At 63.9% G+C, this 22,736-nt stretch carries 19 protein-coding genes; 15 read left to right on the top strand and 4 right to left on the bottom strand.

The genetic code is table 11. From position 1 onward, the window contains the following. Positions 1–2: 2 nt before the first annotated feature. From K408_RS0135640 to K408_RS0135595, 10 genes are all read left to right on the top strand, one after another. Positions 3–1,031 (top strand): branched-chain amino acid ABC transporter permease, encoded by a 1,029-nt coding sequence (locus tag K408_RS0135640; protein ID WP_024343321.1) that lies wholly within the window; start codon positions 3–5, stop codon positions 1,029–1,031. Then, positions 1,028–1,783, top strand: coding sequence for an ABC transporter ATP-binding protein (locus tag K408_RS0135635; RefSeq protein ID WP_024343322.1), 756 nt, complete (start codon positions 1,028–1,030; stop codon positions 1,781–1,783). Before K408_RS0135640 ends, K408_RS0135635 begins: the two co-directional genes overlap by 4 nt. Beyond that, a complete protein-coding gene (locus K408_RS0135630; RefSeq protein ID WP_024343323.1) occupies positions 1,776–2,492 on the top strand; it encodes an ABC transporter ATP-binding protein in 717 nt (238 codons plus the stop codon). The genes K408_RS0135635 and K408_RS0135630 overlap by 8 nt, the downstream gene beginning before the upstream one ends. Positions 2,493–2,512: 20 nt before the next feature. Then, positions 2,513–3,631, top strand: a complete 1,119-nt coding sequence (locus K408_RS0135625; protein WP_024343324.1) for a cobalamin-independent methionine synthase II family protein — start codon at positions 2,513–2,515, stop codon at positions 3,629–3,631. A gap of 472 nt (positions 3,632–4,103) precedes the next feature. Beyond that, on the top strand, positions 4,104–5,459 hold the full coding sequence (locus K408_RS0135620) for a hypothetical protein (protein WP_024343325.1): 1,356 nt from the start codon (positions 4,104–4,106) through the stop codon (positions 5,457–5,459). Positions 5,460–5,519: 60 nt separating this feature from the next. Then, positions 5,520–6,716, top strand: a complete 1,197-nt coding sequence (gene metK, locus K408_RS0135615; RefSeq protein ID WP_024343326.1) for a methionine adenosyltransferase — start codon at positions 5,520–5,522, stop codon at positions 6,714–6,716. A 122-nt stretch (positions 6,717–6,838) separates the two neighbouring features. Then, positions 6,839–8,260 carry an adenosylhomocysteinase gene (ahcY, locus tag K408_RS0135610; protein WP_024343327.1) on the top strand — a complete coding sequence of 474 codons (1,422 nt, stop codon included), beginning with the start codon at positions 6,839–6,841 and terminating at the stop codon, positions 8,258–8,260. Between the two features lie 160 nt (positions 8,261–8,420). Beyond that, complete coding sequence (locus K408_RS0135605; RefSeq protein ID WP_024343328.1) at positions 8,421–9,881, top strand: flavin-containing monooxygenase; 1,461 nt, start codon at positions 8,421–8,423, stop codon at positions 9,879–9,881. A gap of 138 nt (positions 9,882–10,019) precedes the next feature. Further along, positions 10,020–10,175 carry a hypothetical protein gene (locus K408_RS43040; protein ID WP_162832013.1) on the top strand — a complete coding sequence of 52 codons (156 nt, stop codon included), beginning with the start codon at positions 10,020–10,022 and terminating at the stop codon, positions 10,173–10,175. Positions 10,176–10,315: 140 nt separating this feature from the next. Next, positions 10,316–11,245 carry an aspartyl/asparaginyl beta-hydroxylase domain-containing protein gene (locus K408_RS0135595; protein ID WP_024343329.1) on the top strand — a complete coding sequence of 310 codons (930 nt, stop codon included), beginning with the start codon at positions 10,316–10,318 and terminating at the stop codon, positions 11,243–11,245. A gap of 53 nt (positions 11,246–11,298) precedes the next feature. Here K408_RS0135595 and K408_RS0135590 read toward each other — a convergent pair whose 3' ends face one another. The 3 genes from K408_RS0135590 to galE form a co-directional block, all read right to left on the bottom strand. Beyond that, a complete protein-coding gene (locus tag K408_RS0135590; RefSeq protein ID WP_024343330.1) occupies positions 11,299–12,000 on the bottom strand; it encodes a fumarylacetoacetate hydrolase family protein in 702 nt (233 codons plus the stop codon). A gap of 38 nt (positions 12,001–12,038) precedes the next feature. Further along, positions 12,039–13,841, bottom strand: a complete 1,803-nt coding sequence (locus tag K408_RS0135585) for an ABC transporter ATP-binding protein (RefSeq protein WP_024343331.1) — start codon at positions 13,839–13,841, stop codon at positions 12,039–12,041. A gap of 118 nt (positions 13,842–13,959) precedes the next feature. Further along, positions 13,960–14,973, bottom strand: coding sequence for a UDP-glucose 4-epimerase GalE (galE, locus tag K408_RS0135580; protein ID WP_024343332.1), 1,014 nt, complete (start codon positions 14,971–14,973; stop codon positions 13,960–13,962). 126 nt (positions 14,974–15,099) lie between these two features. Here galE and K408_RS39770 point away from each other — a divergent pair, with 126 nt between their 5' ends. Continuing rightward, a complete protein-coding gene (locus K408_RS39770) occupies positions 15,100–16,191 on the top strand; it encodes a glycosyltransferase family 4 protein (protein ID WP_024343333.1) in 1,092 nt (363 codons plus the stop codon). A 123-nt stretch (positions 16,192–16,314) separates the two neighbouring features. Here K408_RS39770 and waaF read toward each other — a convergent pair whose 3' ends face one another. Beyond that, positions 16,315–17,385 (bottom strand): lipopolysaccharide heptosyltransferase II, encoded by a 1,071-nt coding sequence (waaF, locus tag K408_RS0135570; RefSeq protein WP_024343334.1) that lies wholly within the window; start codon positions 17,383–17,385, stop codon positions 16,315–16,317. A gap of 157 nt (positions 17,386–17,542) precedes the next feature. On the opposite strand from waaF, the gene rfaD reads away from it, so the two are divergent. The 4 genes from rfaD to K408_RS0135550 all read left to right on the top strand — a co-directional run. Then, entirely contained in the window at positions 17,543–18,523 is a 981-nt protein-coding gene (gene rfaD / locus K408_RS0135565; RefSeq protein ID WP_024343335.1) for an ADP-glyceromanno-heptose 6-epimerase, read from the top strand. Positions 18,524–18,536: 13 nt separating this feature from the next. Continuing rightward, the gene (gene rfaE1 / locus K408_RS0135560; protein WP_024343336.1) at positions 18,537–20,021 is read left to right on the top strand and encodes a D-glycero-beta-D-manno-heptose-7-phosphate kinase; all 1,485 of its coding nucleotides are present in this window, start codon (positions 18,537–18,539) and stop codon (positions 20,019–20,021) included. After that, on the top strand, positions 20,018–21,304 hold the full coding sequence (locus K408_RS0135555) for an O-antigen ligase family protein (protein WP_024343337.1): 1,287 nt from the start codon (positions 20,018–20,020) through the stop codon (positions 21,302–21,304). Before rfaE1 ends, K408_RS0135555 begins: the two co-directional genes overlap by 4 nt. 84 nt (positions 21,305–21,388) lie before the next feature. After that, the coding region (locus K408_RS0135550) for an SDR family NAD(P)-dependent oxidoreductase (RefSeq protein ID WP_028146142.1) at positions 21,389–22,736 on the top strand (1,348 nt) is incomplete at its 3' end.

Raw genomic sequence — 22,736 nt, 5'->3', positions numbered from 1 at the left:
CGATGAGCGCTGCTTCCGACGTTGGTTATAACGCCCAGCGCCAGGCGCGCTGGCATTACGGTGAAATCGCCTTCTGGCTCATCGTGCTGTCCTGCGGGTTCCTGTTTCCGTCTCGCTACCTGATCATGACCGATATCCTGCGGCTGGCGCTGTTCACGATGTCGCTCGATCTTATCTTGGGTTATGCCGGCATCGTCTCCCTCGGCCACGCCGCCTTCTTTGGCGTCGGCGCCTATGCGGCGGGCCTTCTCGCACTTCACGGCATCATCAATGAGCCGGTGCTCGCGCTGATCGCCGCTGGCCTTGCTGCCATGGTGCTCGGTTTCGCCACCAGCTTCCTCGTGATCCGCGGCGTCGACCTGACACGCTTGATGGTGACGCTCGGCATCGCCCTACTGCTGGAGGCGCTCGCCGAACGCTTCTCCAACATCACCGGCGGCACCGACGGCCTGCAAGGCATCGAGATGCAGCCGATTTTCGGCCAGATCCCGTTCGACATGTTCGGCAAGGCGGGCTTCTTCTACTCGCTGGCCGTGCTGTTCCTGCTCTTCCTGTTCGCACGCCGCGTCGTGCATTCGCCGTTCGGCCTGTCACTGCGCGCGATCAAGAACAATCCGCTGCGCGCCGCCGCGATCGGCATCCCCGTCAACCGCCGCCTGATCGCAGTTTATACCCTGGCAGCGTTCTATGCCGGCATTGCGGGGGCGCTGTTCACCCAGACCACCGCGATCGCCTCGCTCGATGTCTTTGCCTTCGAGCGATCCGCCGACCTGATGCTGGTCCTCGTCATTGGCGGCACCGGCTATCTCTATGGCGGGCTGATCGGCGCGGTTGTCTTCCGCCTGCTCCAGGAATTGTTCTCCACCATAACCCCGCAATACTGGCAATTCTGGATCGGCCTCGTGCTGGTCGTGATCGTGCTGGTCGGCCGCCAGCGCCTGCACCGGTGGGTACTCTATGTGCCCAATCTGATCCTCAGGATGGTCGCCGGGCGCAAGGCTGTCGTCGCTGTGCCGGAGGGCGACGCATGACCATCGCGCTCGAAACGAAGAACCTCGAAAAGCAGTTCGGCGGCCTGCGCGTCACCCGCGATCTGTCCTTGAAGGTCGAGCAGGGGGCCCGCCACGCGCTGATCGGCCCGAACGGGGCCGGCAAGACCACGGTCATCAACCAGCTCACCGGAGTGCTCAAGCCGAACTCGGGCCGCATCCTGCTCGAGGGCCAGGACATCACCGATCTGCCCGTGCACAGGCGCGTGCTGCGTGGCTTGTCGCGCACCTTCCAGATCAACCAGCTCTATCCTGACCTGACTCCGCTCGAGACTATCGGGCTCGCGGTCTCGGAGCGCCTCGGCCATGGCGGCGACTGGTGGCGGCGCATGGGCACGCGCAATGACGTCAACGACGAAATCGCCGATCTGCTTACGCGCTTCCATCTGCTCGATGCCATGAACGAGCAGACCGTGACGCTGCCTTATGGCAAGCAGCGGCTGCTCGAGATCGCGGTCGCCATCGCAACCAAGCCGCGCGTCTTGCTGCTCGACGAGCCGGCCGCCGGCGTGCCCGAGAGCGAACGGCATGACATTCTTGCCGTGGTCGGCGCGCTGCCGCGCGATGTGACCGTACTCCTGATCGAGCACGACATGGACCTCGTCTTCTCCTTTGCCGACCGCATCTCGGTGCTGGTCTCGGGCGCTCTGCTCACGGAAGGGCCACCCGAGCAGGTCGCGCGCGATCCGCAGGTGAAGGCCGTCTATCTCGGCGAGGAAGCGGTCGATGTCTGACCTGCTCGCGATCGATTCACTTCGCGCCGGTTATGGCGAGGCGGTGGTCCTGCCGAACATGTCGCTGGGCCTTGCCGAGGGACAGGTGCTGGCGCTGCTCGGCCGCAACGGCACCGGCAAGACGACGTTGATCAACTCCATCGTTGGCGTCACCCGCTGCTTCTCCGGCTCGATTGCGCTCGCCGGCACGGATCTTACCTTGCTCCGGCCTGACCAGCGGGCACGTGCCGGCATCGGCTGGGTGCCGCAGGAGCGCAACATCTTCCGCTCGCTCACGGTAGAGGAGAACATGACCGCGGTGGCGCAGCCGGGTCCCTGGACCTTCGAGAAGGTCTACGAGATGTTCCCGCGACTGAAGGAGCGGCGAAGCAATTTCGGCAACCAGCTTTCCGGCGGCGAGCAGCAGATGCTGGCGATCGGCCGCGCGCTGACCCTCAATCCGAAAGTGCTGCTGCTCGATGAGCCGACGGAGGGTCTTGCTCCCATCATCGTCGAGGAACTGCTGAAGGCGATCGGCAGCATCACGCGGGCAGGCGGGATCTGCTCGATCATCGTCGAGCAGAATGCCCAAAAGATTCTGGGGCTGGCCGATCGCGTTGTGATATTGGAGCGCGGAACGATCGTCCATGATGCCCCAAGCGCCGCGCTGAAGGCCGACCCGTCGGTCCTGGAGCGCCACCTCGGCGTCACAGGGACGGCGGCCCACTAGAAAACCTTTGGGAGTAAAGAATGCAGCGAACCAGAGCCCCCTTCCGCGCCGACGAGGTCGGCAGTCTCCTGCGCCCGGCCAAGATCAAGGAAGCCCGCACTCGTCTCGAGAAGGGCGAAATCTCGGCCGACGATCTGCGCAAGATCGAGGACATGGAGATCGAGAAGGTCGTGCACAAGCAGGCCTCGATCGGGCTCAAGCTCGCGACCGACGGCGAATTCCGCCGCTCCTGGTGGCACTTCGACTTCCTGGCGAAGTTGACCGGCTGCGAGCTGTTCCACCCCGACACCGGCATTCAGTTCGCGGGCGTGCAAACCCGTCACGACGCGGTCCGCGTGATTGGCAAGCTCGACTTTCCCGACGATCATCCGATGCTCGACCACTTCCGCTTCCTGAAGAAGTGCGCCGACCAGGCGCATGTCACCGCCAAGATGACGATCCCGTCGCCGGCGGTGCTGCACTTCCGCGGCGGGCGCAAGTCGATTTCGAAGGACGTCTATCCCGATCTCGACGCCTTCTATGAAGACTTAGGCAAGACCTACCGCAAGGCCGTGAAGGCGTTCTACGACGCGGGCTGCCGCTATCTCCAGTTCGATGACACGGTCTGGGCGTATCTCTGCTCGCAGGACGAATTGCAGAAGGCGCGCGAGCGCGGCGACAATCCGGACGGTCTGCAGCAGATCTATGCGCGCATCATCAACTATGCGCTGGCCGAAAAGCCTGCCGACATGGTGGTGACGACGCATGTCTGCCGCGGCAATTTCCGCTCGACCTGGATCTCCTCGGGTGGCTACGAGCCGGTCGCCGAGACCATGCTGGCCGGCACCAATTATGACGGCTACTTCCTCGAATACGACAGCGATCGCGCCGGTGGCTTCGAGCCGCTGCGCTTCCTGCCTAAGGGCAACAAGGTCGTCGTGGTCGGCGTCATCACTTCGAAGTTCGGCGAGCTCGAGAAGAAGGACGACATCAAGCGCCGCCTGGAAGAAGCCGCCAAGTTCGCTCCCCTGGAGCAGCTCGCCCTCTCTCCGCAATGCGGCTTCGCCTCGACGGAAGAGGGCAACATCCTCTCCGAGGAAGAGCAATGGGCCAAGCTCAGCCTCGCGGTCGAGATCGCGAAGGAAGTGTGGGGGAACTAAGGCGTACGCGCTCCGGCGCACGAGTACCGCGAGCCTTCACTACATACTCACCGTCATTCCCCGCGAAAGCGGGGAGTCCGGTACGCTGCGGCTTCTCGGGTCAATCATTGGCGTCACGGAGCACTGGATTGCCCGGTCAAGCCGGGCACGACAGCTCAGCGTTGTGGCGAACAACATGGCAATCAAGGTCAATCCGACCTCATTTCTCCGCCAGATGAACCTCGCCCAGCAGTGACGAGTTCGAGCGCTCGGCTGCTCGTTCTTCGCGGCCGATCCCTCAGCCCCACCGCGTCAGCTTCGACAGCCGCGCGTCGCGCCTTCGCCCTCGGGTCGCTTCACCGGCGCGCTCGCGTGCCGAATCAGGGGACGTTCGCCGGCGCATATACCCGGCGCCCGATCCGCTATTCCCAGAGTGGGCAGAATTTGCTACGTCCGAGCGACCCAATCGCTCTGCCCACGGCATTCCCACCGCATGAAGAACGACGAAATCCTGAGCCAGATCACCGAGTTCTGCCGGAAGGCGGACATGGCGGAATCAACGTTCGGCCGGCGCGCGGTAAACGATGGGAAGCTCGTGCATCGCCTGCGCGAGGGCAAGCGCATCACCATCGACACGCTCGAGCGAATCCAGGCCTATATGGCGGCGTCGATGGCCGGCGGCGCTCCGCCGCCGCGGGGGCTCCAGGTGCCGCCGGAAAAGCGTGATCCGCGCGGAAACTTCCGCTTCTTCGAGAACCGCCAAAAATACCTGCTGTTCGTCCACACCTGCAGCGAAAAGCGTGTGATCGCGGACAGGGTCGCCCTGGAGCTTGCCTCGATCCATCCGCGACCTCCGGCGCTGCGCCTGTTTGACGCCGGGGTCGGCGACGGCACGGTGCTGGCGCGGGTGCTGCGCGCGACGCACCAGCGCTTCCCGCATATGCCGTTCTACGTTGCCGGGAAGGAACTCAGTCTCGAGGACCTGCGCCTCACGCTCGAGAAGGTGCCTGACCGCATTTTTGAGCATCCGGCGTCGGTATTCGTCTTTACCAACATGTTCTATGCGGAAGCGCCCTGGCTCACGCCGGCGTCGCCTGCAGCGGCGGCCGCTACCGTGTGGCACGAAGTCCCGCTTCGCGGCGCTTCATCGGGCGAGTTCGAGCAGCAGATTGCCGAGTTAAGGCCGTTCCTGGAGCAGAATTGGCGCGCGGCCATCAGCCCACGGACGGCCATGCCGCTCTACGAGCGGCCGGTCGTCCTCGTGCTCTACCGCGAAGACCACAGGTTCCTGCTGGATTCGACCATTCCGCGGCCGGGCCAGGCCGAAGCCAATTTCGACCTTGTCATCGCATCTCAACCCTATCGGGCTCTGTCCTCCGTCAATTTCCGGGCCAAGCGGATCATCGCGCCTCTGGCGCGAGCGCTTCGGCCGGGCGGTCGGTTGATCGGAATTCACTCCCATGGCCAGGATCCGGGCATGGAAATGATCCAGGCGATCTGGCCTGGAGAAAATCCTTTCTCGGTCAGCCGTCATGAGCTACTGCGTGCAGTTAAGTATGAACTTGGATCGGTGGGCCGCGACTTAAATTTTAATGCCTACGCGGATAACCGTTCGATCTTCAGGTATGATATGGAAGCGCTGCCCAACGAGGTCACCGGCACAATCGGAACCTCGACGGCCTTTGCAGCGTGGAATGCGGCGGTGTATGTCGCTCAGATTGAGGACGACCGGTTGACGGAAATGACTCAAAACGGCCGCACCCTGGATGCCGCCAGGGACGTGCTGCGAAAATACAACGGACTCTGGTTTCTCGACGAATCCTACGTCATCTCGCGCCGGCGTGATTGACATCATTCAAAGTAAACATCGCAAACGCCCGCCGGCTAGTGGCGGAACAAGGGGTTACTGATGCGCGCGTCCTATCTCTTCACCAGCGAGTCCGTCTCCGAAGGCCATCCGGACAAGGTCTGTGACCGGATTTCCGATGAGATCGTCGACCTGTTCTATCGTGAAGGGCCGAAGGCCGGCATCGATCCCTGGCAGATCCGCGCCGCGTGCGAGACGCTCGCGACCACCAACAAGGTGGTGATCGCCGGTGAGACCCGTGGTCCGAAGTCGGTGACCAACGAGCAGATCGAGAGCGTGGTCCGCAACGCGATCAAGGACATCGGCTACGAACAGGAAGGCTTCCACTGGAAGACCTGCGACATCGAGATCCTCCTGCATCCGCAGTCGGCCGACATCGCGCAGGGCGTCGATGCGCTGCAGCCGGGTGAGGTCAAGGAAGAAGGCGCGGGCGACCAGGGTATCATGTTCGGTTACGCCACCAACGAGACGCCTGATCTGATGCCGGCGCCGATCTTCTACGCCCACAAGATCCTGCGCCTGATCTCCGAAGCCCGCCACTCCGGCAAGGAGAAGGTGCTGGGTCCGGACTCCAAGAGCCAGGTCACCGTGCAGTACGAGAACGGCAAGCCGGTCGGCGTGCGCGAGATCGTGGTCTCGCACCAGCACCTGATCGAGGACATCTCGTCCAAGCAGATCCGCGACATCGTCGAGCCCTATGTGCGCGAGGCGCTGCCCAAGGACTGGATCACGCCGAAGACGATCTGGCACATCAATCCGACCGGCAAGTTCTTCATCGGCGGTCCCGACGGCGATACCGGCCTGACCGGCCGCAAGATCATCGTCGACACCTATGGCGGTGCGGCTCCGCATGGCGGCGGCGCATTCTCCGGAAAGGACCCTACGAAGGTCGACCGTTCGGCGGCCTATGCTGCGCGCTACGTTGCCAAGAACATCGTTGCCGCCGGTCTTGCCGACCGCTGCACGCTGCAGCTTGCCTACGCCATCGGCGTGGCGCGTCCGCTGTCGATCTACATTGACACCCACGGCACCGGTAAGGTGTCGGAGGACAAGCTCGAGAAGGCGGTGGCGCAGGCGATGGATCTGACGCCCCGCGGGATCCGCACCCATCTCGACCTCAACCGCCCGATCTACGCACGTACTTCTGCTTACGGTCATTTCGGCCGCACGCCCGACAACGAGGGTGGCTTCTCCTGGGAGAAGACCGACCTCGTCGAGCAGCTCAAGCGCGCGCTGTAGTCTCTAGCATCATTCCGGGGCGCCGCCACATCGGCACGCCCCGGGATCTTGATCCTTCGGCTCCGAGTTCGCCCGTTTTCACGAGTGCCCGGAATGACGAGCCAAACAAACAGGAACCCCCTATGAACGCGAAGCCCGGCTTCACCGACTACATCGTCAAGGACATTTCGCTGGCCGATTTCGGCCGCAAGGAGATCTCGCTCGCCGAGACCGAGATGCCCGGTCTGATGGCCACCCGCGAGGAGTACGGCCCGAAGCAGCCCCTGAAAGGCGCGCGCATCGCCGGCTCCCTGCACATGACCATCCAGACCGCTGTGCTGATCGAAACGCTTGCAGCCCTCGGCGCCGACATCCGCTGGGTGTCCTGCAACATCTATTCGACGCAGGACCACGCCGCGGCCGCGATCGCCGCCGCCGGCATTCCCGTGTTCGCCGTCAAGGGCGAGACGCTGACCGACTACTGGGACTACACCGCAAAGCTATTCGACTGGCACGGTGGCGGTCATCCGAACATGATCCTCGACGACGGCGGCGACGCCACCATGTACGTCCATCTCGGTCTGCGCGCCGAGAACGGCGACACTGCCTTCCTCGACAAGCCCGGCTCCGAGGAAGAGGAAGTCTTCTTCGCGCTTTTGAAGAAGCAGCTCAAGGAGAAGCCGAAGGGCTACTTCGCCGGGATCGCCAAGAGCATCAAGGGCGTTTCCGAAGAGACGACCACGGGCGTGCATCGTCTCTATGACATGCAGAAGGCAGGCACGCTGCTGTGGCCGGCCATCAACGTCAACGACAGCGTGACCAAGTCGAAGTTCGACAACCTCTATGGCTGCCGTGAGTCGCTGGTCGACGGCATCCGCCGCGGCACCGACGTGATGCTGTCGGGCAAGGTTGCGATGGTCGCCGGTTTCGGCGACGTCGGTAAAGGCTCGGCGGCGTCGCTGCGCCAGGCCGGGTGCCGCGTCATGGTGTCGGAAATCGACCCGATCTGCGCGCTGCAGGCGGCGATGGAGGGCTACGAGGTCGTGACCATGGAAGACGCCGCGCCCCGCGCCGACATCTTCGTCACCGCCACCGGCAACAAGGACATCATTACCATCGAGCACATGCGCGCGATGAAGGATCGCGCCATCGTGTGCAACATCGGGCACTTCGACAACGAGATCCAGATCGCGGCTCTCCGTAACCTGAAGTGGACCAACATCAAACCGCAGGTCGACGAGATCGAATTCCCCGACAAGCACCGAATCATCATGCTATCGGAAGGCCGCCTCGTGAATCTCGGCAACGCCATGGGTCATCCGTCCTTCGTCATGTCGGCGTCCTTCACCAACCAGACGCTGGCGCAGATCGAGCTGTTCGCCAACAACAAAGACGGCAAGTACGAGAAGAAGGTCTACGTGCTGCCGAAGACGCTCGACGAGAAGGTCGCGCGCCTGCACCTCGCCAAGATCGGCGTGAAGCTGACCGAACTGCGCAAGGACCAGGCCGACTACATCGGCGTCAAGCAGGAAGGCCCGTACAAGTCGGACCACTACCGGTACTGATTTGCTGGTTCGACCGCCCATCGACGCAAAGCCCCGGAGCGATCCGGGGCTTTCTTGTTTCGGCGCTTGGAATTCAACTCGCTTTGCAGTTGTTGCGCGGCTGATTGCCAATTGACGGCCAGCAGCGACGGGCGGACAATCCGCGCAGGCGGAGGAAACCATGCAACAAGAACACTTCGACGTCCTGATCGTCGGTGCCGGCTTGTCCGGCATCGGCGCGGGCTATCATTTGCAGACCAAGTGCCCCGGCAAGAGCTTCGTGATCCTGGAGGGGCGTGACTGCATCGGCGGCACCTGGGACCTGTTTCGCTATCCCGGCATCCGCTCGGACAGCGACATGTTCACGCTCGGCTATTCCTTCAAGCCCTGGACCGATCCGAAGGCGATTGCGGACGGGCCGCAGATCCTGAACTATGTGCGCGAGACCGCCGTCGAGAACGGCATCGACAAGCACATCCGCTTCCGCCATCGCGTCAAGCGTGCCTGCTGGTCCACGGCGGATGCGCGCTGGACGGTGGAAGCCGAGCGCATCTCAGGCGAAGGCGCTGCCGAGCTCGTGCGGTTCACCTGCAATTTCCTGTTCATGTGCTCGGGCTATTACAAATACGAGGCGGGCTACACCCCGGAGTTCACGGGCGTGACGGATTTCGCCGGCCGCGTCGTACACCCGCAGAAATGGACCGACGATATCGACTACGCGGGCAAACGCGTCGTCGTGATCGGTTCGGGCGCGACCGCGGTGACGCTGGTGCCTGAGCTCGCCAAGACGGCGGCGCACGTCACCATGCTGCAGCGCTCGCCAACCTATGTGGTGTCGAGGCCAGCGCAGGATCCCGTTGCCAACAAGCTGCGCCGCAATCTGCCGCCGCGCCTTGCCTATCATCTGATCCGCTGGCGCAACGTGATGTGGGGGATGTTCTTCTTCCAGCTCAGCCGGCGCCGGCCGGCCAAGGTGAAGGACCTCATCCTCAAGGGCGTGCAGATGGCCCTTGGTCCCGATTATGACGTCGCCACCCATTTCACGCCGCGCTACAATCCCTGGGATCAGCGGTTGTGCCTGGTGCCTGACGGCGACTTGTTCAAGGCTCTCCGGGAGCAGCGCGCATCCGTCGTCACCAGCGAGATCGATACGTTCACGCGCGACGGCATCCGGCTCAGGGATGGCCGCGAGCTTGCCGCCGACATCATCGTCACCGCGACCGGGCTGGTGCTCCAGGTGGTCGGCGGTCTCGAGGTCAGCGTCGACGGCCGCGCCGTCGATTTCGCGAGCAGGCTGACCTACAAGGGCATGATGTATGCCGACGTGCCGAACATGGCTTCCGCCTTCGGCTACACCAATGCGTCATGGACGTTGAAATGCGATCTCACCTGCGAATATGTCTGCCGGCTCATCAACTACATGGACCGGCACAATTTCCGCCAATGCATGCCGCACAATGACGACCCGAACGTCACCCTGCAGCCATCGCTCGACTTCACCTCGGGTTATGTACAGCGCTCGATTGCGAAGATGCCGAAGCAGGGCTCGAAGCGGCCGTGGCGGCTCTATCAGAACTACGCGCTCGACATTGTCTCCCTGCGCTTCGGCCGGATCGACGACGGTGTGATGCGATATTCGTGATCGCACCGACAATGCGTTGTTTTGCGTATACTGCGCTTGGGTTGAATCGGCGATGGTTCCTGGACGGTTAACGCGGATTTAACGGATGAGTCCTAGCCTGTCTCGGCCGGGGTTACTCGCAAGGCCGAGGTGAGCCCAATGGAAGCCCAGAAGATCGCAGTCGACGCCGTCGTCGCGCTGACCGATTGCGACCGCGAAGCCGTCATTGCCTTCATCCGCCGGCTTTACCTGGCGGGCGTCACCGATCCCAAGCGCCTGACCTTCAAGGGGCTCCAGGCGCTGTCGCGGGCCTGATTCGCTCGTCTCGCGATTCGGCCCCAAGTTCCATCCCGTCGCTCTCTCCGGCGTGACTACAACCCAGTGGCGAATATCTTGTCGCTCGGGTGCGGTTGGAGTAGATGACGTCCCCGGCTGGGTCACTCGGGAACTGGGGAATGTTGAAACAGCTTTTTGCACCGCAACTCGTCGTTCTGTATGTGCTTGCGGCCTCGACAATCTACGTTCACTTTCGCGGCAAGCAGCGGCTGCGTTTCGCGCGCCAGCTCGGCGACCACTCGACCTATCTCGCGCCCTACAACGTGCTGATGTATGCGGGCTCGGCCGTGCCCAACAAGCCGGTGATCTCGGTCGAGCAGTTTCCGGAGCTCAAGCCGCTGAGCGAAAATTGGGAGACCATTCGCGACGAGGCGGTACGCCTGTTCGACGAGGGCTTCATCCGCGCCGCTGCGAAGAACAACGACTGGGGCTTCTACTCGTTCTTCAAGAGCGGCTGGAAGCGGTTTTACCTGAAATGGTACGACGACTTCCTGCCTTCGGCGCGCACGCTGTGCCCGAAGACGGTTGAGCTGCTCAACGCGATCCCGAGCGTGCACGGCGCGATGTTCGCGGTGCTGCCCCCGGGCGGCAAGCTAGGGGCCCATCGCGATCCCTTCGCCGGCTCCCTGCGCTATCATCTCGGCCTGGTTACGCCGAACTCGAACAAGTGCCGGATCCTCGTCGACGGCGTCGAATGCGTCTGGCGCGACGGCGAGGCCTTCATGTTCGACGAGACCTTCATCCACAGCGCCGAGAACGCGACCGACGTCAACCGCATCATCCTGTTCTGCGACGTCGAGCGCCCGATGAAATACGGCTTCATGACTGCCATCAACCGCTGGGTCAGCCATCACATCGTCAAGGCATCGGCGACGCAGAACGTTGAGGGTGAGAATGTCGGCGTGCTCAACAAGGTGTTCGGCAAGCTCTACGAGATCCATCTCGCCAGCCGCAAAGTCAAGGAGTGGAATCGCAACGTCTACTATACGCTGAAATACTCGCTCACGGTGCTGATCCTCGGCCTCATCGTGTGGTCGGCGTTGCGTTGAACAAAAAAAGGCCCCGGACACCTCCGGGGCCTTCTGAGCTTGACGCCGCGCAGCTATTCCGGCTGACCGATGCTTACCTTCAGCGTGCCGACGCCGTCGACCCCGCATTCGAGCTTGTCGCCGGGCTGGAGCTGCGACACGCCCGCTGGCGTGCCCGTCATGATGATGTCGCCGGCCGCGAGCTTCACTTGCTGCGAGAGCTGCCAGATGATCTCCGGCACGTTCCAGATCAGCTCTGTGAGGTCGCCCTTTTGCGCTTCCTTGCCGTTGACGGTCAGCCAGATCTTGCCCTTGGAGGGATGGCCGATCTTCGAGGCCGGCTGAACCGCGGAGCAGGGCGCCGAATAGTCGAACGACTTGCCGATCTCCCAGGGGCGCTCTTTCTTGCGCGAGGCGATCTGGAGATCGCGGCGGGTGAGATCGATGCCGACGGCGTAGCCGTAGACGTGGTCCAGCGCCTTGTCGGGAGGGATATTCAGCCCACCGCTCTTCATCGCCACGATCAACTCGACCTCGTGATGCAGGTCCTTGGTCAGCGGCGGATAGGGAATGGTGGCGCCGTCGGGCACCAGCATGTCGGCGTGCTTGGCGAAGAAGAACGGCGGGGCGCGCTCGTCATTGCCCATCTCGCGGATGTGCTCGAGATAGTTGCGTCCGACGCACCAGATGCGGCGCACCGGATACCGGCCGCTCTCGCCAACGACGGGAAGCGAAGCCTGGGGCGGAAGCGGGATGACGTAGGAGGCGGCGTTCATATCGCGGATCTCGCTGCTCTTGAGGTTGATGAGGAACTCTATGCCGTTGCGCTGATCGGCGCCAGGGCACCGGAATCGTGATGTTGCAGCCGGAAGAACGACGCATAGCGCCCACCGCGACGCAGCAGTTCGTCATGCCGGCCCTGCTCGACGATCTCACCGCCCTCGACCACGAGAATCGCATCCGCGTGCATGATGGTGTGCAGGCGATGCGCGATCACGATGGTGGTGCGGTTCTGGCAGAGATGCTCGATCGCTTCCTGCACCTGGCGCTCGGATTCAGAATCGAGCGCGGCGGTGGCTTCGTCCAGGAGGATGATCGGTGCGTTCTTGATGAGCGCGCGCGCCACCGCGATGCGCTGGCGCTGACCGCCGGACAGCTGCGTGCCATGCTCGCCGACTGGCGTGTCGTAGCCGAGCGGGAAGCCCATGATGAAATCATGCGCGCAGGCCGCCTTCGCGGCGCCGATGATCTCGTCCTCGCCCGCGCCGGGTCGGCCGAAGGCGATGTTGTTGCGGATGGTGTCGCGGAACAGATAGACGTCCTGGCCGACATAGGCGGTCTGCGCGCGCAGTGACTTGCGCGAGACCGCGCCGATCGACTGGCCGTCGATCACGATGTCGCCCTGCGTTACCTCGTAGAAGCGCAAGAGCAGCGCCAGCACCGTAGACTTGCCGCCGCCGGAGGGGCCGACCAAAGCGGTGACCTTGCCGGGCTCTGCGACGAAGCTCATGCGGTTGAGCACGGTTTCGCCATCGCGATACGAGAAGCTGACGTCGCGCAGCTCGATCCGGGCATCGGACAGCTTCAGTGCCGGCTTGTCGTCGTCGGCATACTCGCTCGCCGGGCTGTCGATGATCTCGAGCAGCATGCGCGCACCGACGAGCTGGCTGTTGAGGTCGATGTTGAGCCTGGCCAGCCGCTTGGCCGGCTCGGTCGCCATCAGGAACGCGGTCATGAAGGAGAAGAACGCGCCGGGCGTGGCATTGAGCGCGACCACGGCATAGCCGCCGTACATCAGGCAGCCGGCGACCGCGAAGCCCCCTAACATCTCCATCAGCGGGTTGGAACGGTTGGCAACGCGGGCCATCTTGTTGGCATTGCGTTCGACGACCGCGATGTTCTCGTCGATGCGCTTCTGCATGGTCTCTTCGAGCGTGAACGCCTTGACGGTGCGGATGCCCTGCAGCGATTCCTGCATCGTCTCCATGATGTCGGCGGTGCCGGTGAACTGGTTGAAGGCGAGGCCTTTGATGCGCTTGACTAGCTTGCGCAGCACCAGCATCGCCGGCGGCACCGCGACGAGGCCGATGAAGGACATCAGCGGATCCTGCCACACCATCACGCCGATCATGGCAAGCAGCATCAACAGGTCGCGGCCGACGGCGTTGACCAGCATGTTGAGCACGTCGGTGATGGATTTGGCGCCGGCCGTCAGCCGTGCCAGGAATTCGGAGGAGTGCCGCTCTGAGAAGAAGCCGACGCTCTCGCGCATCAGCTTGGCGAAGAGCTGGCGCTGGTTGGTGGCGAGGATGGCGTTCGAAATCTTCGTCAGGATCACCATGTGGCCGTAGGTCGCCACGCCCTTGATGAAGAGCAGGATCACGGTGATGCCCGAGAACATCGCGATGCCCGGGACGTTCTTGTCAACATAGGCCTGGTTGATGACCTGGCCGAGCACATAGGTCGCGCCGGCGGTCGCACCTGCGGCGAGCGCCATCAGGGCGAAGGCGACGAGGTAGCGCCGCCAATAGACGATGCCCTGTTCCGTGATCAGGCGGCGGATCAGGACCACTGCCGCGTAGGGATCGTCGGTGATTCTCTTTGGAAACTGCGCCATCAGGTGTCCATTGACGGCGCAGGACAAAGCCTGCCCGCGCGTCAGGGATCGATGGGCCTCTGTGCCCGCTCAAGCGGGGTTTTTCAAGCCCAATTAAGGGCTTGCGCTTGGGACGATTCTAGGCCGAGACGGCGTGGCGGAGATCGCCGTGGCGCTCGCGGAACAGCTTGTCCTCCCACGCCAGCGCGTGTGCTGCGATGGTCTCGAGGTCCTCGTATTGCGGCTTCCAGTCGAGCAGGCCGCGGATGCGGCTGGTGTCGGCGACCATGGTCATGATGTCGCCAGGCCGGCGCGGTGCGTATTGCACGGCGAAGCTGCGGCCCGAAACGCGGCGCACCGCGTCGATCGTCTCCAGCACCGAATAGCCGCGGCCATAGCCGCAATTGAGCGTCATCGAGGCGCCGCCGTTGCGCAGATAGGCAAGCGCCGAGCGATGGGCCTGCGACAGGTCGGTGACGTGGATGAAATCGCGGATGCAGCTTCCGTCCGGGGTCGGATAGTCGGTGCCGAACACGTCGATCTTGGCGCGCTGGCCGGTCGCGGCTTCCACGGCGATCTTGAGCAGATGCGTCGCGCCGACCGTGGCGAGGCCGATGCGCGCCTGCGGATCGGCGCCGGCGACGTTGAAATAGCGCAAGGTCACGTACTGCATGCCGTAGGCCGCCGCGACGTCGTGCAGCATGATCTCGGTCATCAGCTTCGACGAGCCGTACGGCGATAGCGGCCGGGTCGGCGCGTGCTCGGGCACCGGCACCTGGTCCGGATTGCCGTAGACGGCGGCCGTCGAGGAAAAGATGAAGCGGCCGATGCCGCGCTTGACCGCGACGTTGAGCAGGTTGCGCGCCGTCGTGAAGTTGTTGCGATAGTAGCCGAGCGGATCGCGCATCGAGTCCGGCACGACCACTGAGCCCGCGAAATGAATGATGCTCTCGATGTCGTGCTGCGCGATCACGCCCTCGAGCAGGTTCTCGTCGCCGGCGTCGCCGATGAACAGCGGTACGCCTTCCGGCAGATAGGTGGAGAATCCGGTGGAGAGATCGTCGATCACGACGACATCCTCGCCGGCTTCCGCCAGCGCCAGGACCGTGTGACTTCCAATATAGCCGGCGCCGCCGGTGACTAGCACAGCCATGATCTCACCCGTCTCAGATCAACGCGCAAACTTAGCGCTTGCGTGGTGAAGAGGGGGTATCGGCACAGCTGAACTGGTCACTATGCTTAATGTTGCGTATAGGGACTTTGCGAAACGGAGCATGACGTGGCGAACTCCCCCGGCGATCTCGACGTGATCGTGCCAAATCTGCACAGGCGCTATTCCGGGGTCACCGCGACCAACCGGATGGTGGCGCCGCGGCTGGCGAAACTCTATCGCGCGGCGTGGTTCGGCTCGGATGCGCCGGAGGGGATCGGGCGACTCGGCATTGCGGATCTTCTGAAGCTGTGGCGCCGCAGGCGACCGTTGATCTGGCATGCGCGCCGCAACAACGAGATGATCGCAGGCGTCGTGCTGCGCGCGTTCGGCTGGCCGCTCAAGCTGGTATTCACCTCGGCGGCGCAGCGGCACCACAGCTGGATCACGCGCTGGCTGATCCGGCGCATGGATGCGATCATCGCGACGTCAGATGTCTCGGCGTCGTTCCTGAAGGTGGCGGCGACGGTGATCCCGCACGGCGTCGACACCGAGGTCTATGCACCGCCGATGGATCGCGCTGCTGCCTTCGCCGAAAGCGGCCTGCCGGGCCGCCACGCCATCGGCTGCTTCGGCCGCGTCCGTGCGCAGAAGGGCACCGATCTGTTCGTCGAGGCGATGTGCCGCCTGCTGCCGCACTATCCGGATTTCACCGCCGTCATCGTCGGGCAGGTCACGCCCGAGCAGATGCCCTTTGCCAACGACCTGAAGACGCGCATCGAAGCCGCCAACCTGCAATCGCGAATCGTCATCACCGGCGAGTTGCCGATCGAGGCGGTGCAGCGCTGGTATCAGCGCCTGACGATCTACGCCTTTACCTCGCGCAACGAAGGCTTCGGCCTGACGCTGATCGAGGCGATGGCGGCCGGCAGCGCGCTCGTTGCCGCACGCGCCGGCGCGGCCGAACTCGTGGTGGAGGATGGCGTCACCGGCGTGCTGATCCCGACCGGCGATGCCGATGCGCTCGCCGCGGCCCTTGAGCCGCTGATGCGCGATGTGGCTGCAGCCACCGCGATGGGCGAGCGCGGGCGGGCGCGGGTGCTGGCAAGCTTCAGCCTCGATGCCGAAGCAGCGCGGATCGCCGAGGTCTATCGGCCGCTGCTCTCGGGCGATTTTCGCGGAGCGCAAACAAAAACACGAAAACAACCCCATGCACAGTAGCCGGGTCAGCAAAATCAAGGGTTTGGCGGAGAGTTCGACGGACTGCGGATTTTTCGAATCAAATTTTGACTCGTCGGGCAAAACAGTGGCAGGATGCCATCATTGGCGCGAGCCACGATCGCCTCAGCTCGTCACCCTTGCCCCGGCTTCCCCCAGCACCCGCTCCGCAATCTTCACCACCTCGCTGGCCGCGATATTCCGCATGCAGCGATGATCATTCATCTTGCAGATGGTGCTCTGGCAGGGCTGGCAGGACAGCACTTCCCTGTCCTGCACAACGGTCGCGGCGAGGCCGTTGAGCGGTGCCCAGAGATAGGGGCTGGTGGGACCGAAAATCCCCATGGTGGGCGTGCCCAGGGCGGCTGCGATGTGCATCAGGCCGGAATCGTTGGAGATCGCAACGCCGGCCGCGGCCATGGCGAGGACGCCGTTGCGCAGATCGGTGCCGGTGAGGTCACGCACGCCGGGACCGCCGGCCGCAACGATCTCCTGGGCGAGGCCCTTCTCGGCGGGGCCGCCAACCACCCAGACCTCCAGGCCGCGCTCGACCAGAAGCCGGGCAGCCTCGGGATAATAGGTCCAGCGTTTTGAGACACCTACCGAGCCGGGGGCGAGCGCCACCGCGGCTCCGGCGCTGAGGCCGTTGGCCTGGCGCCAGCTGGCGATCTCCTCGACGGGGACCCGGAGTTGCGGCACCGGCCATTCCGGCGGCAAGGGGGCTCCGTTGGGCTGGGCCAAAGCGGCATTCTTGTCGATGAAGCGGGGCAGCTTCTTCTCACCCCAGCGCCAGCGGTTGATCAGGCCGAACCGGAACTCGCCGACAAAGCCGGCCCGTTCAGGAATACCCGCCAGGGCCGGCGCAATAGCCGCCTTCCATGTGCGGGGCAGCACCAGCGCGGTGCCGTAGTTCCGCTCGCGCAGGAGCTTGGCCAGGCGGAATTGGCGGGCTATGGCGAGCCGGCCCCGGGGCAAGTCCCACACAACGCCTTCCCGCACGCCGGGCATGTAATCGACCAGCGGGGCGCAGAGCGAGGTGGTCAGAAGATCGACCGGCCGGTTTGGCCAGCGCTCCTTCAAGACACGCACGACCGTGTGATTACGCACGAAATCGCCGATCCACATGTAGGGAATGATCAGGATCGGCCGGGTGTCGCTCCGGTCTGCATTTCCGCTAAGTTCCGAATCTTGATTCATTCTATAATTGGGGTGAGGCAATCCAACGTGGCGGTTCGGTTAGCCGCTCCGGGCCGGCAGGTAAAGCCGGCAGGCCTCTCAGTCCAAAACTGCTTACACTTTGGCGGCTCATGCGCTACGGCAGGACCGGGCCGCAAAATCGGGCAGGGATTTCGGAATGTTGCTGGTGACCGGCGGAGCCGGTTTTATCGGATCGAATGTCGTGGCCGCGCTCAATGACGCGGGTCGCAGCGACGTCGTGGTCTGCGATTGGCTCGGCACCGAGGGCAAGTGGCGCAATCTCGCCAAGCGGCAGCTTGTGGATATCGTTCCCCCCGCCGAGCTGATGGATTGGCTCAAGGGCCGCAGGCTCGACGCCATGGTTCATCTCGGGGCGATTTCCGCCACGACCGCGACCGACGGCGACCTCGTCATCGAGACCAATTTCCGCCTGTCGATGCGTCTTCTGGACTGGTGTACGATGAACGCAGTGCCGTTCATCTATGCCTCCTCGGCAGCGACCTATGGCGATGGCATGGAAGGCTTCGACGACGACGGCTCGCTGCCGGCGCTGAAGAAGTTGCGGCCGATGAATCTCTACGGCTGGAGCAAGCACCTGTTCGATCTTGCGGTCGGCGGACGCGTCGCGAACGGCGAGCCGCTCCCGCCGCAATGGGCCGGGCTGAAGTTCTTCAACGTGTTCGGTCCCAACGAATATCACAAGGGCTCGATGATGAGCGTGCTGGCGCGGCGCTTCGACGACGTCAAGGCTGGCCGCGTCGTGCAGCTGTTCAGGTCGCATCGCGAGGGCATCGAGGACGGCGATCAGCGCCGCGATTTCATCTATGTCGACGATGTCGTGCGGGTCCTTATGTGGCTGCTGGCGACGCCATCCGTGTCCGGCGTGTTCAACGTCGGCACGGGCAAGGCGCGCAGCTTCAAGGACCTCATGCTTTCTGCCTATGCCGCGCTGGGCACCAGGCCCAACATCGAATACATCGACATGCCGGAGAGCATCCGCGACAGCTACCAGTACTTCACCGAGAGCAAAGTCGATCGCCTGTGCCGCGCCGGCTATAATGGCGGCTTCACCACGCTCGAGGACGCGGTGAAAGCCTATGTCGGGGACTATCTCGACCGGCCCGATCGCTTTCGCTGAGGCCCTTTAGACCATGCCGACTCCCATTCTCGATTTCGATGCCCTCGCGCAAGCTATCTCAGGCCGAACGGTGCTGTGCATCGGTGACGTCATGCTGGACGAGTTCGTCTATGGCGAGGTGTCACGGATCTCGCCGGAGGCGCCGGCGCCTGTCATCGCCGCCCAGCGCAGCGAGATCCACGTCGGCGGCGCGGGCAACGTCGCGGGCAACGTCGCTTCGCTCGGTGCACGCTGCATCTTCGTCGGCCTCGTCGGCGAGGACGATGCCGGCGCACGTCTCGCGGCGGCGCTCAAGGAGCAAGCCGGCATCGAAAGCGTGCTGGTGTGCGATCCCTCGCGGCCGACCACGCGAAAGGTCCGCTTCGTCTCCGAGCATTTTTCCACGCATATGCTGCGCGCGGACTGGGAGCAGGCGCTGCCTGCATCTGATGACATCGAAACGAAATTGATCGATGCGATCCTGCCGCAGATCGCCCTTGCGGACATCGTGCTGCTGTCCGATTACGCCAAGGGCGTGCTGACCGCGCGCGTGATCCGCCATACCATCGACGAAGCGCGAAAGCTCGGCAAGCCCGTGATCGTCGATCCCAAGAGCCTGAACTGGGCGATCTATCGCGGTGCCACGCTGCTCACGCCCAACCGAAAGGAATTTTCGGAGGCGACCCGCAGCCGCGCCGACACGCCCCAGAGCATCGTCGAGGCGAGCGAGGACGTGATGCGGCTCGCCGATTGCGAAGCAATCCTGGTCACGCAGGGCGAGCATGGCATGACGCTGGTGCCGCGCAACGGTGAGGCCGTTCACGTTCCGGCTTTCCCTGTGAAGGTGCGCGACGTCTCCGGCGCCGGCGACACCGTCGCCGCTGCGCTCGCGGTGTCGCTCGCGGTCGGCGCGGACTGGGACACGGCGCTGCGCGTCGCCAATGCCGCCGCGGCCGTCGCGGTGGCCAAGCAGGGCACCGCCAACGTGAGCACGACCGAGCTGCGACGCAAGATCCTGCCGCACGCCACACTCGCGGCCGAGGAGAAGATCGTGCTCGATCCGGCCGCGCTCGATGCCCAGCTCGCCGAATGGAGAAGGCAGGGTCAGCGTGTCGGCTTCACCAACGGCTGTTTCGACATCCTCCATCCCGGTCACGTCAAGGTGCTGACGGCGGCGCGCGCGGCCTGTGACCGCCTGATCGTGGGGCTCAACAGCGACGCCTCGGTCCGGCGCCTGAAGGGTGCCGATCGCCCGGTGCAGGACGAGCGCGCGCGTGCCGAGGTGCTCGCCGCATTGGAGGCCGTGGATCTCGTCGTCATCTTCGAGCAGGACACGCCGATCGAGCTGATCACCCGGATCAAGCCCGGCGTGCTGGTGAAGGGGGGCGACTACACGCGCGAGCAGGTGGTCGGCCACGAGGTTGTCGAAGCTGCGGGCGGGGTGGTCGTGCTGGTCGACATCCTCCAGGGCTTCAGCACGACGGCGCTGGTTCACCGCGCCCGGGGAGGGAGCAAGTGACGGTGCTTGCCCGGGAGACCTCCGGCCAGACCTTGCGGCGGCGCCTGCGCAGTCCGGCGGCCTGGAGCGAGACAGTCGACCTGTTTGCGATCCTGACCGCGGCTTCGCTGCCGTGGTCGACGTCCCTTGCGGGGATCTTCAACGCGCTGATGCTGCTCTGCATGGTGCCGTTCCTCGATTTGCGCGCGTTCCTGCAATCGCTGAAGCGACCGATCTGCCTTGCGCCGATCGCGCTCGTCATTCTCGCGCTGGCGGGAACGCTGTGGTCGGATGCGCCCTGGGGAACGCGCTTCTATGCGGTCAACCCGACGGTCAAACTGCTCGTGCTACCGGTCCTGCTCTATCATTTCGAGCGCTCGCAGCGCGGGCACTGGGTGCTGATCGCCTTCCTGGTATCCTGCGCGCTGTTGTCGGTGATGTCCTGGCTTGTGCTCTTCTATCCGCATCTCTCGCTCAAGACCGACCCGGTGGAGCGCGGCATCTTCGTCAAGAACTACATCGACCAGAGCCAGGAGTTCGCGCTCTGCGCGGTCGCGCTCGCCTATCCGATCGTGATGCTGCTGCGCGAGAAGCGCTACTGGTTCGCCGCACTGCTCACCGCGCTTGCGCTCAGCTTCGTCGTCAACATGGCCTTCGTCGTCGTATCGCGCACTGCGCTGGTCACCATTCCGATCATGTTCGGCGTGTTCGCGCTGCTTCACCTCAAATGGCCCAGCATCGGGATCGTCGCCGCAGCGCTTCTCACCGGCGCCTTCCTCGCGTGGCAGGTCTCGCCGCAGTTGCGACATACTGCCGAGCGGTTTACCGACGACTACACGCGCTATGTGGAAAAGGGCGAGCCGACCTCCCTCGGCCTGCGGCTCGAATTCTGGCGAAAGTCGCTCGGCTTCTTCGCGGAGGCGCCGGTCGTGGGGCACGGCACCGGCTCGACGCGCGGATTGTTCGAGCGCGTCGCGACCCCCAGCGGTCGGTACCAGGCCTCCGCCGAGGTGATCGGCAACCCGCATAACCAGACGCTGAACGTGGCCGTGCAGTGGGGCGTGATCGGGATCGTCGTCCTCTACGCCATCTGGATCCTGCATCTGCTGCTATTTCGGGGTGACGGCTTTGCCGAATGGATCGGGCTCCTGGTCGTGGTGCAGAACATCTTCACTTCACTGTTCAACTCGCATCTGTTCGACTTCCACGAGGGCTGGATGTACGTCATCGGCGTCGGCGTCGCAGGGGGCATGGTGATCCGGGCACAACAGGCCGAGGCGAAGGTGGGGGAAGTCGGTTCCTGAGCGGTCGCGCTTCTGGCAAGTTTTGTCCGGATGGGCTATCAGCGCGGTCAGGTTGCATCTAACTGGGTTTTCATCGGTCGTCGGATGACGCGTCTTTCGCATCTCACCTTGCGCAATTTCCTGATCGCGCTCCACGACCTGCTGGCGACCACGGCGGCGCTTTTTGCCGCCATCTATTTGCGATTCGAGGGGGGCGACGGCTTCTTCGACCGCTTGCCGCTGCTGTTCCAGATCCTGCCCTATTTTCTCGCCTTCGGCGTCGTCGTGTTCTTCGTCTTCAATCTGACCACGACGAAATGGCGCTTCATCTCGCTGCCTGACGCGCTGAACATCATCCGCGTCGCGACCGTGCTGACGGTCGCCCTGCTCGTGCTCGACTATATCTTCGTCGCTCCCAACGTCCGCGGCGCCTTCTTCCTCGGCAAGGTGACGATCGTCCTCTACTGGTTTCTCGAGATTTTCTTCCTCAGTGCGCTGCGCATGGCCTATCGATACTTCCGCTATACGCGGGTGCGCCGTCATGCGCGCAGCGACGAAGCCGCCCCGACGCTGCTGATCGGCCGCGCCGCGGATGCCGAGGTGCTGCTGCGCGGCATCGAGAGCGGGGCGATCAAGCGCATCTGGCCGGTTGGCGTGCTATCGCCGTCGAGCTCCGATCGCGGCCAGTTTATCCGCAACGTGCCGGTCCTGGGCGGCATCGACGACGTCGAGGACGTCATCGCCGACTTCGCCAAGCGCAACAAGCCGATCGCGCGGCTCGTCATGACGCCGTCGGCATTCGAGCCGGACGCGCATCCGGAATCGATCCTGATGCGGGCGCGCAAATTGGGTGTGATCGTCAATCGGATGCCCTCGCTCGAGAGCGGCGATACGCCGCGGCTTACGGCGGTCGCCGTCGAGGACCTCCTGCTGCGGCCTAGCGAGAAGATCGATTATGCGCGCTTGGAAGCGCTCATCAACGGCAAGGCTGTAATCGTCACCGGCGGCGGCGGCTCGATCGGTTCGGAGATCTGCGAGCGCGTCGTGGCGTTCGGCGCTGCGCGGCTCCTGATCGTGGAGAACTCGGAGCCGGCGCTCTACGCGATCACGGAATCTCTTGCCGCGCGGGAGGCGGCTGCCGAGGTCGAAGGGCGGATCGCCGACATTCGCGACCGCGAGCGCATCATGCGCCTGATGGCGGAGTTCAAGCCGGACATCGTGTTCCATGCCGCGGCGCTCAAGCACGTGCCGATCCTCGAACGCGACTGGAGCGAAGGCGTCAAGACCAACATCTTCGGCTCGATCAACGTGGCGGATGCCGCCGTTGCGGCCGGCGCCGAGGCGATGGTGATGATCTCGACCGACAAGGCGATCGAGCCGGTGTCGATGCTCGGCCTGACCAAGCGCTTTGCAGAGATGTACTGTCAGGCGCTGGATCACGAGCTCGCAGCCG

It is taken from the genome of Bradyrhizobium sp. in8p8, from assembly GCF_000426845.1.
GTDB classification, from domain to species: Bacteria; Pseudomonadota; Alphaproteobacteria; order Rhizobiales; family Xanthobacteraceae; genus Bradyrhizobium; species Bradyrhizobium japonicum_C.
The sequence above is the reverse complement of the archived record's forward strand: the minus strand, read 5'-3'. Positions and strand labels throughout refer to the sequence as shown.